Source organism: Spirillospora albida (genome assembly GCF_000718255.1).
In the GTDB taxonomy this organism is placed as follows: Bacteria; Actinomycetota; Actinomycetes; order Streptosporangiales; family Streptosporangiaceae; genus Spirillospora; species Spirillospora albida.
This window is the reverse complement of sequence record NZ_JOFJ01000006.1, coordinates 193,134-209,021: the sequence shown is the minus strand read 5'-3', so window position 1 is coordinate 209,021 and position 15,888 is coordinate 193,134. Positions and strand designations below refer to the sequence as shown.

At 72.7% G+C, this 15,888-nt stretch carries 17 protein-coding genes; 1 reads left to right on the top strand and 16 read right to left on the bottom strand.

Features of this window, described 5'->3' with window-relative positions:
- Position 1 precedes the first annotated feature (1 nt).
- The 9 genes from IE99_RS0111230 to IE99_RS0111190 form a co-directional block, all read right to left on the bottom strand.
- Positions 2–838 (bottom strand): ABC transporter permease, encoded by an 837-nt coding sequence (locus IE99_RS0111230; protein ID WP_030167886.1) that lies wholly within the window; start codon positions 836–838, stop codon positions 2–4.
- The gene (locus IE99_RS0111225; RefSeq protein ID WP_030167883.1) at positions 835–1,773 is read right to left on the bottom strand and encodes an ABC transporter ATP-binding protein; all 939 of its coding nucleotides are present in this window, start codon (positions 1,771–1,773) and stop codon (positions 835–837) included. The genes IE99_RS0111230 and IE99_RS0111225 overlap by 4 nt, the downstream gene beginning before the upstream one ends.
- A 90-nt stretch (positions 1,774–1,863) precedes the next feature.
- Complete coding sequence (locus IE99_RS0111220; RefSeq protein WP_030167880.1) at positions 1,864–2,223, bottom strand: PH domain-containing protein; 360 nt, start codon at positions 2,221–2,223, stop codon at positions 1,864–1,866.
- A 110-nt stretch (positions 2,224–2,333) separates the two neighbouring features.
- Positions 2,334–5,093, bottom strand: coding sequence for a DEAD/DEAH box helicase (locus IE99_RS0111215; RefSeq protein ID WP_030167877.1), 2,760 nt, complete (start codon positions 5,091–5,093; stop codon positions 2,334–2,336).
- 51 nt (positions 5,094–5,144) lie between these two features.
- Positions 5,145–6,017 (bottom strand): twin-arginine translocase subunit TatC, encoded by an 873-nt coding sequence (tatC, locus tag IE99_RS0111210; RefSeq protein ID WP_051712399.1) that lies wholly within the window; start codon positions 6,015–6,017, stop codon positions 5,145–5,147.
- A 55-nt stretch (positions 6,018–6,072) separates the two neighbouring features.
- On the bottom strand, positions 6,073–6,438 hold the full coding sequence (tatA, locus tag IE99_RS0111205) for a Sec-independent protein translocase subunit TatA (protein ID WP_030167871.1): 366 nt from the start codon (positions 6,436–6,438) through the stop codon (positions 6,073–6,075).
- A gap of 28 nt (positions 6,439–6,466) precedes the next feature.
- Entirely contained in the window at positions 6,467–6,688 is a 222-nt protein-coding gene (locus tag IE99_RS0111200) for a hypothetical protein (protein ID WP_245623160.1), read from the bottom strand.
- Between the two features lie 34 nt (positions 6,689–6,722).
- On the bottom strand, positions 6,723–7,751 hold the full coding sequence (locus IE99_RS0111195) for a helix-turn-helix transcriptional regulator (RefSeq protein WP_051712382.1): 1,029 nt from the start codon (positions 7,749–7,751) through the stop codon (positions 6,723–6,725).
- Positions 7,748–8,737, bottom strand: a complete 990-nt coding sequence (locus IE99_RS0111190) for a helix-turn-helix transcriptional regulator (protein WP_030167863.1) — start codon at positions 8,735–8,737, stop codon at positions 7,748–7,750. Before IE99_RS0111190 ends, IE99_RS0111195 begins: the two co-directional genes overlap by 4 nt.
- Before the next feature lie 69 nt (positions 8,738–8,806).
- On the opposite strand from IE99_RS0111190, the gene IE99_RS0111185 reads away from it, so the two are divergent.
- On the top strand, positions 8,807–9,886 hold the full coding sequence (locus IE99_RS0111185) for a DUF3866 family protein (RefSeq protein ID WP_030167860.1): 1,080 nt from the start codon (positions 8,807–8,809) through the stop codon (positions 9,884–9,886).
- A 1-nt stretch (position 9,887) separates the two neighbouring features.
- On the opposite strand, the gene IE99_RS0111180 is transcribed toward IE99_RS0111185, so the two are convergent.
- From IE99_RS0111180 to IE99_RS0111150, 7 genes are all read right to left on the bottom strand, one after another.
- Positions 9,888–10,364: a DUF3291 domain-containing protein gene (locus tag IE99_RS0111180; RefSeq protein ID WP_030167858.1), complete on the bottom strand. Its 477-nt coding sequence runs from the start codon at positions 10,362–10,364 to the stop codon at positions 9,888–9,890.
- 33 nt (positions 10,365–10,397) lie between these two features.
- Positions 10,398–11,051: a helix-turn-helix transcriptional regulator gene (locus tag IE99_RS0111175; RefSeq protein ID WP_030167856.1), complete on the bottom strand. Its 654-nt coding sequence runs from the start codon at positions 11,049–11,051 to the stop codon at positions 10,398–10,400.
- A gap of 59 nt (positions 11,052–11,110) precedes the next feature.
- Positions 11,111–12,073, bottom strand: a complete 963-nt coding sequence (locus IE99_RS0111170) for an FKBP-type peptidyl-prolyl cis-trans isomerase (protein ID WP_051712381.1) — start codon at positions 12,071–12,073, stop codon at positions 11,111–11,113.
- 70 nt (positions 12,074–12,143) lie between these two features.
- A complete protein-coding gene (gene pafA, locus IE99_RS0111165) occupies positions 12,144–13,502 on the bottom strand; it encodes a Pup--protein ligase (protein ID WP_030167852.1) in 1,359 nt (452 codons plus the stop codon).
- 101 nt (positions 13,503–13,603) lie between these two features.
- On the bottom strand, positions 13,604–14,341 hold the full coding sequence (gene prcA, locus IE99_RS0111160; RefSeq protein ID WP_030167850.1) for a proteasome subunit alpha: 738 nt from the start codon (positions 14,339–14,341) through the stop codon (positions 13,604–13,606).
- Between the two features lie 21 nt (positions 14,342–14,362).
- Positions 14,363–15,208, bottom strand: a complete 846-nt coding sequence (gene prcB, locus IE99_RS0111155) for a proteasome subunit beta (protein WP_030167848.1) — start codon at positions 15,206–15,208, stop codon at positions 14,363–14,365.
- A 421-nt stretch (positions 15,209–15,629) separates the two neighbouring features.
- Positions 15,630–15,839, bottom strand: coding sequence for a ubiquitin-like protein Pup (locus IE99_RS0111150; RefSeq protein ID WP_030167845.1), 210 nt, complete (start codon positions 15,837–15,839; stop codon positions 15,630–15,632).
- Positions 15,840–15,888 lie beyond the last annotated feature (49 nt).

Here is a 15,888-nt window from a genome sequence, read left to right as displayed (position 1 = left end):
GTCAGGCGTCGCGGCGCTTCAGCAGCAACCCGGCGAGGACCAGCAGGGCGAACGTCCAGAGCGCGAAGACGCCGTAGCCCTGCCACGGGCCGAGCAGGGCGTCCTCGCCCTGGTGCGTCGTGGCGATCATGACGCCGGCCTCCGACGGCAGGTAGTCGTGCACGTAGTCGCCGATCGTGCCGGGCAGCAGGTTGGTGAGCGGCGCGAGCACCAGGACGAACCCGATCACGCCCGTGATGCCGCCCGCCGGGTGCCGGACGATCGCGCCGATCGCCAGCGAGAACAGGCCGAGCATCGCCAGGTACAGGCCGCCGCCGAACACCGCGCGCAGCACGCCGTCGTCGCCGAGCGACACCGGGACCTTCCCGCCGACGATCGCCTCGCCGAGGAAGAACGACCCGAACGACACCGCGACGCCGACGACCAGGACCACCAGCGCGAACACGATCGCCTTCGCCGCCAGCATGGGCAGCCGGCGCGGCACCGCGAGCAGGCTCGCCCGGATCATCCCGGTCGAGTACTCCGACGCCATCACGAGGACGCCGAGGACGCAGATCGCCAGCTGGCCGAGGAACATGCCGCTGCCGAGGATGAAACCGACCGGGTCGGCCTGTACCGAGACGCGGTCGGCGTCGGTCATGTCGTCCCACGTCGCCATCGTCAGCGACGTGAACAGCGCGGTGAAGCCCAGGGAGACCAGGACGAGCAGGAGGAGCGACCACAGGGTGGAGCGCACCGAGCGCAGCTTCGTCCACTCGGCGACCAGCAGCCGCCCGAACCCGGGACGGCGGCCCGGGACCGTGGCGGGAGTGGGGGCGGTGTCCGCGGCGCCGGTCATGTGCGGTCCTCCGTCTCGATGCCCGCGGCGTCCGTGCCGGCGCCGTACTCGACGCTCTCGCGGGTCAGTTCCATGAACGCCGCCTCCAGCGAACCGCGGGTCGGCGTCAGCTCGTGCAGGACGATCCCCCCGGCGGCGGCCAGCTCCCCGATCCGGGGCGCCTCCACGTCCGTCACGGTGAGCAGCCCGTCGGCGCCGGGCTCCACCTTCCCGCCCTCGGCGGCGAGGACCTCGGTGAGGCGCGCGGCGTCGGGGCTGCGCACCACGACCGCCTTCTTGGTGCTGCGCTCGATGAACTCCTCGGTCGAGCAGTCCGCGATGAGGCGGCCCCGGCCGATGACGATGAGGTGGTCGGCGGTCACCGCCATCTCGTTCATCAGATGGCTCGACACGAACACCGTCCGGCCCTGCGCGGCGAGCCGCTGCATCAGCGTCCGGATCCAGATGATGCCCTCGGGGTCGAGGCCGTTGACCGGCTCGTCCAGGATCAGGACGCGGGGGTCGCCGAGCAGCGCCGCCGCGATCCCGAGCCGCTGCCCCATGCCGAGCGAGAACCCGCCCGCGCGCCGGCGCGCCACGTCGGTGAGCCCGACCAGCTCGACGACCTCGTCGACCCGCTTGCGGCCGATCCCCTGCGTCTGCGCCAGGCACAGCAGATGGTTGTAGGCGCTGCGGCCGGTGTGGACGGCGCGCGCCTCCAGCAGCGCGCCCACCTCGCGCAGCGGCTGCTCCAGGTCCGAGTAGCGCCGCCCGTTGATCCGCGCGTGACCCTGGTGGGGCCGGTCCAGGCCCAGCAGCAGCCGCATGGTGGTGGACTTGCCCGCGCCGTTCGGGCCGAGGAAGCCCGTCACCCGGCCCGGCGGGACGGTGAAGGTCAGATCGTCCACGGCGGTCTTGGCGCCGTACCGTTTGGTGAGGTGCTCCGCCTCGATCATGCGCACGTCCCGGGCGTCGACGAATGTGATCGTCTTTACCCTAACGCGCCCCGCGACGGGGCGGCACCGCCCCGGGGACGCGTCGGGGCGTCAGGCGGCCGAGCCGTCGGCGGCGGCGACGTCCTTGTGGAACCGCTTGTGGATGTAGAGCTTCTCGCCGAGCGCGTCGGTGCTCCACCACAGCCCCTTGGGCTGCCCGATCCGGGTCGAGCGCGGCAGCTCCCGCAGCACCTCCTTGACGGGGGTCATCGTCATGCGGCCCGACCGGCACACCAGGATGCGCTGGTTTGTCACCACGACCACGCGGTAGGAGTTCGCGAAGACGAGGATCAGGTAGGAGACCAGGATCCAGTACGGGTTGACGGACTGGGCGCAGAACGCCGCCTCGATCTTCTCGCCGGGCCGCAGATGGGGGGCGGCGTTGGCGTGCAGCTTGTCGCGGAGGGCCACGGGTGACACCTTTCTCGGGATCCGGAGCGTCCCGATTGTGGCAGAAAAGCCCACTCTTCGGGAGGCTCTTTCCGCTGATCAGCGGCCGGATCCGGCCCGCCGAGCCCCGCTCAGGCCACCGACGAGTACGCCACGACCCCCCGCCGCATCGCGTCCATCGCCCGCCGGGCCGTCTTGCGCAGGTGGCTGTTCTCCGGCGCCGCGTCCACGATCTGCCCGAGCAGGTCGAGGAGCTGCTTGACGGCCCGGACGAAGTCGCCCGCGGTGAGGTCGCTCGCCATCAGCACCTCGTCCAGGTCGTCGCCCTTCGCCCAGCGGTACGCCGTCCACGCGAAGCCGAGGTCGGGCTCCCGCAGGAACGACACCCGGTTGTCGTGCTCGACCGCCTCCAGCTGCCCCCACAGCCGCACCATCGCGGCCAGCGCGTCCTGCACCGCCCCGGACGGGGTGCGGGGCGGTGCCGCGTCGTCCGGCTGCCGCGACTCGTACACCAGGGCGGACACGCAGGCGGCGAGCTCGGCGTGGTCGAGCCGCTCCCACAGGCCCTCGCGCAGGCTCTCGGCGGTGAGCAGGTCGAGCTCGTTGTAGATGCGGCCGAGCCGGCGGCCCGCGTCGGTGACCGTGTCGCCCTCCAGGTAGCCGAGCTGCTGGAGGACGGCGCAGACCCGGTCGAAGGTGCGGGCGATCACCTGGGAGCGGCCCTCCACCCGGCGGCGCAGCTGCTCGGTCTCGCGCTCCAGCCGGAAGTACCGCTCGGCCCAGCGGGCGTGGTCCTCGCGCTCGGCGCAGCCGTGCACCGGGTGCCGCCGCAGGTCGGTCCGCAGGCTCGTGATCTCGGCGTCGTCGGCGGCGGCCGCGTCGCCCCGGCCGCGCCTGCGCTCCCGGACGTCCTCCGGGAACTTGTTCCGCAGCGTGGACGCGAGGTCGCGGCGGTCCTGCGGGTTGCGGGGGCTGAACGACTTCGGGATGCGGATCCGCTCGACCGGCTCCACCGCGCGCGGGAAGTCCTGGATCGACAGCCGCTGAACGGACCGGTTCACCGTCAGGACGAGCGGCGCCGGGCCGTCCGAGCGCCGCCCGAGACCCGGGTCGAGGACGACCGCGAGGCCCGACCGGCGGCCCTGCGGCACCAGGATCACGTCACCGGGCCGCAGGTGCTCCAGCGCCCGCGCGGCCTCCGCGCGGCGCGCCGAGGACCGCTCGCGCGACAGCTCCGCCTCCCGGTCCGACAGCCGCCGCCGCAGCGCCGCGTACTCCATGAAGTCGCCGAGATGGCACTCGGCGGCCTTCGCGTACCCGGCGAGGGCCTCCTCGTTCTTGCGGACCTGCCGGGCCAGCCCGACGACGGCCCGGTCGGCCTGGAACTGCGCGAACGACTCCTCCAGCAGCGTCCGGGCGCGCTCGACGCCGACCGCGCCGACGAGGTTGACCGCCATGTTGTAGGACGGCCGGAAGCTGGAGTTCAGCGGGTACGTGCGGGTGCCCGCGAGCCCGGCGACGGACGCGGGCTCGACGCTCGGGCCCCACACCACGACGGCGTGCCCCTCCACGTCGATGCCGCGGCGGCCCGCCCGTCCGGTGAGCTGCGTGTACTCGCCGGGGGTGAGGTCGACGTGGGCCTCGCCGTTCCACTTGTCGAGCTTCTCGATCACGACGGTGCGGGCCGGCATGTTGATGCCGAGCGCGAGCGTCTCGGTCGCGAACACCGCCTTGATCAGCCCGCGGGTGAACAGCTCCTCGACGATCTCCTTGAACGTCGGGAGCATCCCGGCGTGGTGGGCGGCCACGCCGCGCTCCAGGGCCGCGAGGAAGTCGTCGTAGCCGAGGATCCGCAAATCCTCGCGGGGGATGTCGGCGGTCCGCAGCTCGGTGTGCGCGCGGATCTCCTCGGCCTCCTCCCTGGAGGTGAGCCGGATCCCGGCGTTCAGGCACTGCAGGACGGCGGCGTCGCAGCCGGCCCGGCTGAAGATGAACGTGATCGCGGGCAGCAGCCCGGCGCGGTCGAGGCGGTCGATCACGTCGGGGCGGTGCGGCGGCCGGAACCGCTGCGGGCGCGCCTGGCGGCGGTGCCCCGTCCGGCGGCCCTGGTTGACCTTGTTGCGCCGGACCTCCTCGACCGCCATCCGGGTCAGCTGCGGGTTCAGCCGCGCCTGCCGGTCCTTGCCCTTGCCCGTGTCGACGAACAGGTCGTACAGGCGGGTGCCGACGAGCATGTGCTGGAACAGCGGGACGGGGCGGTGCTCGTCCACGATCACCGCCGTGTCGCCGCGGACCTCGTGCAGCCACTCGCCGAACTCCTCGGCGTTGCTGACGGTCGCCGACAGCGCCACGATCCGGACCGAGTCCGGGACGTGGATGATCACCTCTTCCCAGACGGCGCCGCGGAACCGGTCGGCGAGGTAGTGCACCTCGTCCATCACGACGAACGCGAGCCCCGCGAGCGTCTGCGACCCCGCGTAGAGCATGTTCCGCAGGACCTCGGTCGTCATCACGACGATCGGGGCTTCGCCGTTGACGCTGTTGTCGCCGGTGAGCAGCCCGACCTTCCCCGGCCCGTAGCGGCGGACGAGGTCGGCGTACTTCTGGTTCGACAGCGCCTTGATCGGCGTCGTGTAGAAGCACTTGGTGCCGCTGGTCAGCGCGAGGTGGACGGCGAACTCCCCCACCACGGTCTTGCCGGATCCGGTCGGCGCCGCGACCAGCACGCCGCTGCCGTCCTCCAGCGCCTTGCACGCCTCGAGCTGGAACGCGTCGAGCTCGAAGTCGTACAGGGTCTTGAAGTCGAGCAGGGCGGGGCCGTGCCCGGCGTTGCGCCTCCGGTTCTCGGCGTACCGCTGCGCGGGCGACGGCCCGTCGTCGGGGGTGGTCATGCCGTCGAGCCTACGGTTCCGACCGCTCCGATTCCGAATTCGGGCCGCCTTTTACCGGGTTCTGTCGCCCTTTTCGAGCTCGGCGTCGATCGCCTCGAGGTCCAGCGGGGACGCCTCGTCGTCCGCCAGGCCCGCGTACGGGTCGGGCCGCAGCGCCCGGCGCCGGTCGTTGAGGAACGCCAGGAACGCGGCGACCTCGAACAACAGGACGGTCGGCATGGCGAGCGCCATCATCGTGAACGGGTCGGGGCTCGGGGTCGCGACCGCCGCGAACACGAAGATCCCGAAGATCACCATCCGCTGGCTCTTGCGGATCCGCTGCGAGCTCAGCACCCCGGCCAGGTTCAGGACGGTCACGAACAGCGGCAGTTCGAACGTCAGACCGAACACCAGCAGCATCGTCAGCACGTAGCCGAGGTAGCTGTCCACCGTGATCAGGGGTTTCACGTCGTCGGCGACGAACCCCAGGAAGAGCGCGAGGCCCTTGTCGACGGTCAGGTAGGCGAGCGCGGTACCGACGAAGAACAGCGGGATCGCGGCGCCGAGGAACACATACGTCCAGCGGCGCTCCCGGCGGTACAGGCCGGGAGCGACGAACGCCCACAGCTGGTACAGCCAGACCGGCGCGGAGATGACCGCCCCGATGATGAAGGAGATCTTCAGCTGCAGGAAGAACGACGAGAAGATCCCGTTCACGAACAGGGAGCACTCGTCCTTGTCCACGACGTTCGACTGCGGCAGCGAGCAGTAGGGCTGCTTGAGGAAGTCCCACGCCGGGTCGAACATGAGCCAGCCGGCCACCGTGCCCGCGAGCAGGGCGAGGATCGACTTGATCAGCCGGTTGCGCAGCTCGCGGAGGTGGTCCATGAGGGGCATGCGCCCCTCGTCGTTCTTCGCGGCTTCCTTCGCGGAGGTCCGCTTCATCGTGGTCACCGTCTCACCGGCGTGCCGGTCCGTTCCGCTCGGAGGAGGGGGAGGCTCAGTGGTTCTTGCGGGTGTAGTCCGACACCGGCACGCCCTGGATCGCCTCGCCCGAGGGGAGCGCGCCCTGCTGCCGGCCGGGCTCCTGCGCCGCGGCCTCGCGCTCCAGGCGGGCGGCCTCCTCGCGCAGCTGCGCGGCGCGGTCGCGGGCGGCGTCGGCCCCCGGGGCGGGCGCGGCGGCGGGAGCGGCGGGAGCGGCCGGCTTGTCCGCGTCATCGTCGTCGTGCAGGCCCTTGGTCTCGGCCTTGAGGATGCGCGCCGACTTGCCCAGCGAGCGGGCGAGCTGCGGGAGCTTGGCGGACCCGAAGATCAGCAGAACGACGAGCAGGAGAATGAGCGCCTCGGTGGCCCCAATGTTCGGCATGGTCTGATCCTCTTCAGCAGGGTGTACCTCAGGACGATCGTACGCCGTCCTCCGGGGGTTGTGGCGTGGGAGCATCCTGCAGCCGGGAGAGTTCATCGCGCAACGCCGCCCGTTTCGGTTCCAGCCGCCGCCTGGTGCGCTCCAGTTCACGTCCGAACCGCCGGACGCCCAGCCACACCTTGAACGAGCAGTAGGCGAGCACGGCCAGCCCGACGAAGCCCAGCGTCACCGAAACGGGAATCCACGCCACGCCCGTCACCGTATCCGACCCGGCGCGGGGACGCTCACGCCAGGCCGTATCGCGCAAGGGCCCTGGCGGCGTCGTCGCGGACGGCCCCCGCCAGCTCGGCGGGCTCCACGATGCGGCCCTGGTCCCCGAGGCGCAGGGCGAGGCCCCGCACCCAGCGGGTGTCGGGGGTGCGCAGGACGACCCGCAGGCGGCCCTCGCCGAGCTCGTCGACGCTCTCGCAGGGGTAGTGGTCGGCGACCCAGCGGCCCCGGGGCGTGAGTTCGAGGGTGACCCGCACGTCCGCGTCCGAGGGCCGGAACAGCCCCGCGTCGACGTCGATCGGCTCGGCGTCGGCGGGGACCTGCGCGGGCACGTCCAGGACGGCCAGGTCGGTGATCCGGTCGAGCTTGAACAGCCGGACCGCCTCGGCGCGGCGGCACCAGCCCTCCAGGTAGGTCGTGCCGTCCACGACCAGCAGCCGCATGGGGTCGACGTCCCGCTCGGTGTTCTCGTCGCGCGCGGGCACGTAGTAGGACAGGTGGACGCGGCGCCCGGCGGCGATGGCCTCGCGGAGCAGGGCGCCCGCGCCGGGTCCGCCCGCCCGGCCGGCCCCGGCCCAGGCGTCCACCTCCACGGCGACCTGGCTGCTCGGCGCGGCGGCGGCGCCGGCGGCCCCCTCCAGCTTCGCGATCACCCGGCTGAGCGCGTCCCGGTCGCCGTCCAGGCCCGGGATGTCGGCGAGCATCCGCAGCGCCACCAGCAGCGCGCTGGCCTCGTCGACCTTCAGCCGCAGCGGCCGGGCGATCGACTCGGCCTCCGCCACGGTGATCTCGCCGCCCTCGTAGGACAGGTCGATCGGGCAGTACGGGTCGGGGGCCCGCAGCTCCACGCACCACAGCAGGTTGAGGTCGTCGATCAGCTGCTTCTCGGAGATCCCGAACGCGGCCGCGGCCTCGCCCAGCATGACCGAGTCGCGGTTCACCACGTAGGGGACGAGCGCGAGCAGGCGGGCGAGCCTGTCGGTCGAGGTCCCGGACGCGCCGCGCCCGGTCCCGCGCCCGCCGCCGGCGGTCTTCGCGGTCATCGGCCCGCCCCTTCCCCGTCGCCGTTCCCCGCGAGGACGGACTTGAGCTGGTGGATCACGGCCTCCCGCAGGTCGGGCGGGTCGAGCACGACGAGGTCGTCGGCGAACCGGGCCAGGTATGGGGCGAACCAGTCGACGTCGCGGAAGGTCAGGACGGCCTCGTCCCAGCCCTCCTCCCGCGCCGGCCTGACGTCCCTGGCCCAGCGGCGCGGCCCCTGGGCGGCCCCGGAGCGCAGCAGCACGGTCGCCGGGCGCCGCTCGGTCACCGGTTCGCTCCGGTCGAACGCGAGGCGCCGCACGTCGACGCCCTCGGGGACGGTGACGGTGCCGGGCGGGCCGTCCGGGACCACCTCGCCGACGATGCGGCTGAGCCGGAACACCCGCTCCTCGTCGCGGTCGCGGTCGTGGCCGGCGACGTACCAGCGGCCGCGGCGGCTGACGACGCCCCACGGCTCCAGGTGGCGGCGCGCGGCGGACGTCCGTCCGATGCCCTGGTAGGAGAACGCGACCGGGCGGCGGTCGCGGACCGCCTCCCACAGCGCGGTGAACGCCGGCTCGCCGGCGTCGACGCGGGGCTCGATGCCGACGGCGGTGCCGGAGTCGGTCTCGACCCCGGCCGCGCGCAGCTTCAGCAGGGCGCCGGAGGCGGCCTCCGCCATGCTGGCCCGCTGCCACACCCGGGCGGCGAGGCCGAGCACGGCCGCCTCGTCGGGGGTGAGGTGGACGTCGGGGAGCTCGTAGTCCTGCGGCGGGATGCGGTAGCCGATCTCGTCGCCGCCGCCCCCGTCCAGGTCGCTGCCGACCTCCAGGGGGATGCCGAGCTCGCGCAGCTCCTCCTTGTCGCGCTCGAACATGCGCTTGAAGGCCTCGCCGGCGTCGGGGTAGCCGGGAACCGCCCGGCGGATCTGCTCGGCGGTCAGGTAGCGTCTGGTGGCGAGCAGGCACACCACCAGGTTGAGCAGCCGCTCGGTCTTGCGCCGCGACACGTCGCCATCACCTCTCAGCTCCCGGGGCGTCCCCCCGTACCGTCGCTCAGGACGCTACCGTTTCCCGGTGTGATCCGATGGCGCAAAGGCACAGTGATCGGCATTCGTCGCGAATGGCCCGGGGCGGTCGAACTGGACGTCGAGATCGAGGGGGACGGGGCTCGCCGGGCCCTGGCGTATCCCGCCCTCGTCGGGCGGCCCGAGCCGGGCGATTCCGTCCTGCTCAACACTACGGCCTTGGCGATGGGGCTCGGGACGGGCGGCTACGCGATGGTCGTCGCGGTCCCCGACCGGCTCCCGCCCGACCCGTCCGGCCCCGGGCACCTGGTGAAGGCCCGCTACACGCCGCTGCAGGCCACCGTGCTGGGCGCCGACGAGCAGGACTCGCCGCACCACGCGATCCTGCGCGACGCCGACTCCCTCGGCGGCGCGCCCGTCGTGGTCGCCGACCTGCACTCGGCCCTGCCGCCGATCCTCGCGGGCCTGCTGGCGGCGCGGCCCGGCACCCGCGCGGTCTACGTGATGCCGGACGGGGGCGCGCTCCCCGCCTGGTTCTCGATGTCGATCGCGCGGCTGAAGGAGGCCGGCGCTCTGGCCGCGACGGTCACCGTCGGCCAGGCGTTCGGCGGCGATCTGGAGGCGGTCACCGTCCACACCGGGCTGCTGGCGGCCCGGCTCGTCCTCGGCGCCGACGTGATCATCGTGGCGCAGGGCCCCGGCAATCTGGGCACCGGCACCAGGTGGGGGTTCTCGGGAGTGTCCGCCGGCGAGGCGATCAACGCGGCGGCGGTCCTCGGCGGCCGCCCGGTCGGGTCGCTGCGCGTCAGCGAGGGCGACGCCCGCGAGCGCCACATCGGCGTCTCGCACCACTCCCTCACCGCCTACGGGCGGGTGGCCCTCGCCCGCGCCGTGATCCCCGTCCCGGAGCTTGGCGGCGAGTTCGGCCAGCGGGTCGCGGCCGACGCCGCCGCCCTGGGCGACCGGCACGAGCTGGTCCCCGTGGCGGTGGACGGCCTCCACGACGCCCTGAGCAGGGCGGAGAAGGACTGGGGCGTCCGGATGTCGACGATGGGCCGCCGCCTGGAGGAGGACCTCCCCTACTTCCTGGCGGCCGCCGCGGCGGGCCGCCACACCGCGGCGCTGCCGTAGGTCAGGAGACGACCGCCTCGGCGTCCTCCGCCTCCCGGGCGGTGAAGGCCGAGGCGAACGTGAACGCGCGCGGGGACGGCCCGTGCCCGCGCAGGTGGGCCAGCCGCTCCATGGCCTCCTCCACGGTCGGCGTGTACCCGGCCGGGATCCACCACAGGACGAGGTGCGCCTCGGCGTGCCTGCGGAACCACTCGCGGCGCCGCCGCATGGTGTCGAGGTGGGGGGTGCGGTAGACGAAGTCCCAGAGCGTCTCCGCGGACTCCCAGACCGAGTAGTTGATGATCACGTCGTGGCCGGCGGGGCGCAGGCCGGTGGCGTCCGGCTCGCCCTCCTCGGTCAGCCGCCAGACGAAGCCGGGCGCGGCGTCGGCCAGCGCGTTGACCGGGTCGAGCAGCGCGACGAAGTCGGCGAGGGCGGGCGAGTCCAGCGGGGCGGTCAGGGTGGCGAGGTTGAACTGGGCGAGGTGGTGTCCCGTCATGGGACCCACCCCATCATGTCCGCCACTTCTATGTCAATTCTGATTGTTTTTAGAAGGCTCGGCCACGACGCAGCACCACCCCGGCCGGGGGTCCATGCGCGCGCGGACCCCGTCCGAGCCCTCCAGGAGGCCCTCCAGGAGCGCCAGGTTCATGCCGCAGATGAGCGGCGGGAAGTCCTCCGCCACGGCGTGGAACGGGCAGTTGCGCATGCGCACGGCGCCGTCCTCCCGGACCGGCCCGTAGCCGCGCGCAGCCAGCAGCTCCGCCACGGCGTCGATGTCCCCGCACGACCCGGCGGGCCCCCGCAGGGCGCGGCCGCGGCGGCGCGCGGCGTCCTGGAGCTCCCGGTCCAGGCCCGCCGCCTCGGCCGCCTCCGCCAGCAGCCCGGCGGCCGTCCGGTAGTCGCGCGCGGGCAGCGACACGGCGCGCTCGCCGGGCGCGGGGCGGTACACCTTCGCCGGACGCCCCGCGCCCGGCCCCGACCGGCCCGTCAGGCGGCGGCTGCCGGCCTCCAGCAGCCCCGCCTCGGCCAGCTTGTCGAGATGGAACGCGGCCAGGGTGCGCTGCACCCCGGCCGCCTCCGCCGCCTCGTTGCGCCCCACCTCGCGCCCCTGGGCCGCCACGTACTCGTAAAGGCGGCGCCGGACGGGGTCCTGCAGCAGCGCGATCGCGTCGATGTCCTCCACCCGGCCATTCTAAGAACAACCGGCGTACGCGTTAGTGGGCGCCGCGTCGGGGCGCCGTGTCAGTGGGCGCCGAGGATGTCGACGACGAAGACGAGGGTGTCGGTCCCCTTGATCCCCGCCTTGGGCAGGCCCTTCGCGCCGTAGCCGAGGGACGGCGGCACGACCAGCAGCACCCGGCTGCCGACCTTCTGCCCCACGAGGCCCTGGTCCCAGCCCTTCATGACCTGGCCCGTCCCGATCGTGATCCCGTACGGGTGGCCCGCCTGCCAGGACGAGTTGAACGCCTTCCCGTCGCGCCAGTAGTAGCCGGCGTACTGGAGCGCGAGGAGCTGCCCCTTGCCGACGGCGGCGCCCTTGCCCTGGACGAGCGTCCGCACCTGCAGCCGCTTCGGCGGCGCCGCCTTCGGCACCGTCACGGCCGGCGTCCGCCCGGCCGCCGCGTCGGCCACCTTGGGCAGGGCCGGGTCGTTCAGCGGCGCCTGGCGCGTCCCGTCCGGCCCCGCCGTCTTCGGGTAGACCGCGCGGACGTCCAGCACGTACACGAGCGTGTCACCGGCGCCCACCTGGTGCTTGCTGTCGCCCGACGACCCGTACCCCTCCTTCGGGGGGATGCGCGCCACGACCCGGGACCCGGCCCGCGAGCCGTCCAGGGCCTTCGCCAGGCCGGGCACGACCGAACTCGTCGGGAACGCGCCGGGCTTGCCCTCCGCGTAGCTGGACGCGATGAGCTTGCGGCCCCCGTCGTTCCACCGGTACCCGACGTAGTCCGCCACGACGAGGTCGCCCTTGCGCGCCTCCGGCCCCTTCTCGCCCTTCACCACGGTCTCCACGGCGAAGGAGTCGTCCGGGCCGCCCTTGGGGAACGTCACCTCGGGACGCGTCCCGAAGTCGCCCTTCACCGTCACGCCGGGATCGCCGCCACCCGAGCAGGCGGCGAGCGTCAGCGGCGCGGCCAGCACGGCGGCCGCGGTGAGGGCGGCGAGACGACCCTGTCCAAGACGCGGTCCAACACGACGGTGCATGCGAGTCCTTCGGGGGGTGGTGAGCGCTGTGCGCGCTCACCCTACCGGCCCGTACGGTCGCTTGCGGCGGTCACATCCCGGCGATGAGCTTGTCGACCCGCTCGTCCACCGAACGGAACGGGTCCTTGCACAGGACCGTCCGCTGCGCCTGGTCGTTCAGCTTCAGATGCACCCAGTCGACGGTGAAGTCGCGGCGCTTCTCCTGCGCCTTGCGGATGAACTCGCCGCGCAGCCGCGCCCGCGTCGTCTGCGGCGGGACGGACTTCGCCTCGAAGATGTCCAGGTCGCGGGAGACCCGCTCCACCGAGCCGCGCTTCTCCAGCAGGTAGTACAGGCCCCGGTCGCGGTGGACGTCGTGGTAGGCGAGGTCGAGCTGCGCCACCCGCGGCGACGACAGCGGCAGGTCGTACTTGCGCCGGTACCGCTCGATCAGCTTGTACTTCGTCACCCAGTCGATCTCGCGCGCGACGAGGTCGAGGTCGCCGGTCTCGACCGCGCGCAGCGTCCGCTCCCACAGGTCCAGGACGCGCTTGGCCGTCGCGTCGCCGCCGCGCGCGTCCACGAAGTCGCGGGCCTTGCTGTAGTACTCCCGCTGGATCTCCAGGGAGCTCGCCTCGCGGCCGTTGGCGAGCCGCACCTTGCGGCGGCCCGTCATGTCGTGGCTGACCTCGCGGATCGCCCGGATCGGGTTCTCCAGCGTGAGGTCGCGCATCACCACGCCCGCCTCGATCATCCGCAGCACCAGGTCGGTCGCTCCGACCTTCAGCAGCATCGTCGTCTCGCTCATGTTCGAGTCGCCGACGATGACGTGCAGCCGCCGGAACCGCTCGGCGTCGGCGTGCGGCTCGTCCCGCGTGTTGATGATCGGGCGGGACCGGGTCGTCGCCGACGACACGCCCTCCCAGATGTGCTCCGCGCGCTGCGAGACGCAGTACACCGCGCCGCGGGGCGTCTGCAGCACCTTGCCGGCGCCGCAGATGATCTGCCGCGTGACGAGGTACGGGATGAGGACGTCGGCGAGCCGGCCGAACTCGCCGTGCCGCCCGACGAGGTAGTTCTCGTGGCAGCCGTAGGAGTTGCCCGCGGAGTCGGTGTTGTTCTTGAACAGGTAGATGTCGCCGGCGATGCCCTCCTCGCGCAGGCGCCGCTCGGCGTCGACGAGCAGGCCCTCCAGGATCCGCTCGCCCGCCTTGTCATGGGTCACCAGGTCGACGACGCTGTCGCACTCGGGCGTGGCGTACTCGGGGTGGCTGCCCACGTCCAAGTAGAGGCGCGCGCCGTTGCGCAGGAACACGTTGCTACTCCGGCCCCAGGACACCACCCTGCGGAACAGATAGCGGGCCACCTCATCGGGTGACAGCCGCCGCTGGCCGCGGAAGGTGCAGGTGACGCCGTACTCGTTCTCAAGCCCGAAGATGCGCCTGTCCACACCCCGACCCTATGCGGCCGGGACGCTTCTTGGCAGTCTCTGATGCGACCGATGTGAAAGGGGCCCGCCGCGAATGCGACGGACCCCCGCACGGCGGGCGCTCAGTCGTCCTCGGCGCCGCCCTCGGAGGCCTCGCCGGCGGCGGGCGCCGCGCCCGTCCCCTCGGCGAGAAGCTCCTCGATGCGGCGCGCCGTGAGGCGCCTGAAGAGCCGGTGCTCGCGGTTGCGGTCCAGCACCGCGACCTCGAGCGACTTCGCCTCCAGATGGCGGTCGGAGTCCTGCGCCTCCAGCGCCCGGACGGCGGTGCGGAGCGCGTCCACGAGCGAGGAGCCCTCGCGGTAGCCGTCCTTGAGGGACTGCGCGACCGCGTCGGCCTGCCCGCCCATCGCCACGTAGCCGTGCTCGTCGGCGACGGAGCCGTCGAACGTCAGCCGGTAGATCTGGTCGGTCCCGGCGTCCTCCCCGACCTCGGCGACGACGAGCTCCACCTCGTAGGGCTTGTTCGTCTCGGTGAAGATGGTGCCGAGCGACTGCGCGTAGACGTTCGCCAGGCCGCGCGCCGTCACGTCCCGCCGGTCGTACTGGTAGCCGTTGATGTCGGCGTACCGGACGCCGCCGAGCCGCAGGTTCTCGAACTCGTTGTACTTGCCGACCGCCGCGAAGGCGATCCGGTCGTAGATCTCACTGATCTTGTGGAGGGCCCGGGACGGGTTGTCCGCCACGAACAGGATGCCGTCGTCGTACTGGAGGACGACGACGCTGCGGCCGCGCGAGATGCCCTTGCGCGCGTAGTCCGCCTTGTCCTTCATCTGCTGTTCGGGCGACACGTAGAACGGCATGGACACCGGTCTGGATCCCTTCTATCGCAGCGGGGCGGTCGGCCCGCCCGGCGAGTCGTGACGTCCCTCGACGACGGCCCGCGCGACCGCGCCGACCTCCTCCTCGCCGAGCCTGCGGTACCCGTCCGACGTCACCGTCGCGACCACCGGGTAGATCCCGCGGGTCAGGTCGGGGCCGCCGGTCGCCGAGTCGTCGTCGGCGGCGTCGTACAGCGCCTGGACGCAGACGACCGCCGCGTCCTCGGCCGACAGGTCCGCCCGGTACAGCTTCTTCAGCGCGCCGCGCGCGAACACCGACCCGGAGCCGATCGAGTGGAACTCGCGCTCCTCGTACCGGCCGCCCGCCGGGTCGTAGGAGAAGATCCGGCCGCCGTCGCGCTCCTCGTCGTAGCCGGCGAACAGCGGAACGACCGCGAGGCCCTGCATGGCGAGGCCGAGGTTCTGCCGGACCATCGTGGCGAGCCGGTTGGCCTTGCCCTCCACCGACAGCGTGCGGCCCTCGCGCTTCTCGTAGTGCTCGAGTTCGACCTGGAAAAGCCGCACCATCTCGATGCCGATGCCGGCCGTCCCGGCGATCGCGATCGCCGAGAACTCGTCGGCCCGGAACACCTTCTCGATGTCGCGCTGCGCGATCACGTTGCCCGCGGTCGCCCGCCGGTCCCCCGCCATCACCACCCCGCCGGGGAAGCTCACCGCGACGATCGTCGTCCCGTGCGGGATGTCGTCCCCCGCCGTGCCGGGCGGCAGCGGCCGCCGGCCCGGCAGCAGGTCGGGAGAGTAGGTTCCCAGGAATTCCGTGAACGAGGACGTGTCCGGGCTCGTGAACAGGCCCGGCAGACGTCCGGTGTGCGAATCGTGGGACGCCACGCGACTCCTTCCTCCACCATGGCGCCGGCTCCGTCGGGAACTGGCCGGCGCGAACCCTATGACCCTACTGTTCAACGGCGGTCCGCCGCATGCCGCGCGTTACCCGGACCGATCCGCCCACGGCGAACCGGACGTCGCTCCCATGAGCGCATATATACGGGGCTCCCATGAGCGCACATACAGGGCTCCCATGAGCGCACATACAGCGCTCCCATGAGCGCATGAACGGGGCCCGTGAGCGCACGGGCGGGGTCCCATGGGCGCACACGGGGTGCCCATCGGCGCGCGGACGGGGGGTGGGCCCGGGAGACGGCGACGGGCACGGCCCGCAGGCCGTGCCCGTGCACGCGGTTTCCGGCACCCCCGTGAGAGGGCGGTGGTCAGCTCGGCGGTGCGCCCGGGGGGCTCGCCCGCCCGAGGACTACTGCCCGCCCTTCTGAACGTAGGACCGGACGAACTCCTCGGCGTTCTCCTCCAGGACCTCGTCGATCTCGTCCAGGATCGCGTCGACGTCGTCGGTGAGCTTCTCCTGGCGTTCCTGCACGTCCTCGGTGGTCGCGGCCTCGGTCTCCTCGACCTCGTCCGTGCGGCGCGTGGTCTGCTTCTGACCGCCGGTGTCCTTCGTGGCCATCCCGTACCTCCACTCTGCCGGGTACCCCCAACCCTATCCCCGATCATCG

What these genes read in the sequence shown, in the direction of transcription:
- IE99_RS0111230 (WP_030167886.1), bottom strand. Translation starts at nt 838, where the DNA reads ATGACCGGCGCCGCGGACACCGCCCCCACTCCCGCCACGGTCCCGGGC.
- IE99_RS0111225 (WP_030167883.1), bottom strand. Translation starts at nt 1,773, where the DNA reads ATGATCGAGGCGGAGCACCTCACCAAACGGTACGGCGCCAAGACCGCC.
- IE99_RS0111215 (WP_030167877.1), bottom strand. Translation starts at nt 5,093, where the DNA reads ATGACCACCCCCGACGACGGGCCGTCGCCCGCGCAGCGGTACGCCGAG.
- tatC (WP_051712399.1), bottom strand. Translation starts at nt 6,017, where the DNA reads ATGAAGCGGACCTCCGCGAAGGAAGCCGCGAAGAACGACGAGGGGCGC.
- tatA (WP_030167871.1), bottom strand. Translation starts at nt 6,438, where the DNA reads ATGCCGAACATTGGGGCCACCGAGGCGCTCATTCTCCTGCTCGTCGTT.
- IE99_RS0111195 (WP_051712382.1), bottom strand. Translation starts at nt 7,751, where the DNA reads ATGACCGCGAAGACCGCCGGCGGCGGGCGCGGGACCGGGCGCGGCGCG.
- IE99_RS0111180 (WP_030167858.1), bottom strand. Translation starts at nt 10,364, where the DNA reads ATGACGGGACACCACCTCGCCCAGTTCAACCTCGCCACCCTGACCGCC.
- IE99_RS0111170 (WP_051712381.1), bottom strand. Translation starts at nt 12,073, where the DNA reads ATGCACCGTCGTGTTGGACCGCGTCTTGGACAGGGTCGTCTCGCCGCC.
- prcA (WP_030167850.1), bottom strand. Translation starts at nt 14,341, where the DNA reads ATGCCGTTCTACGTGTCGCCCGAACAGCAGATGAAGGACAAGGCGGAC.
- IE99_RS0111150 (WP_030167845.1), bottom strand. Translation starts at nt 15,839, where the DNA reads ATGGCCACGAAGGACACCGGCGGTCAGAAGCAGACCACGCGCCGCACG.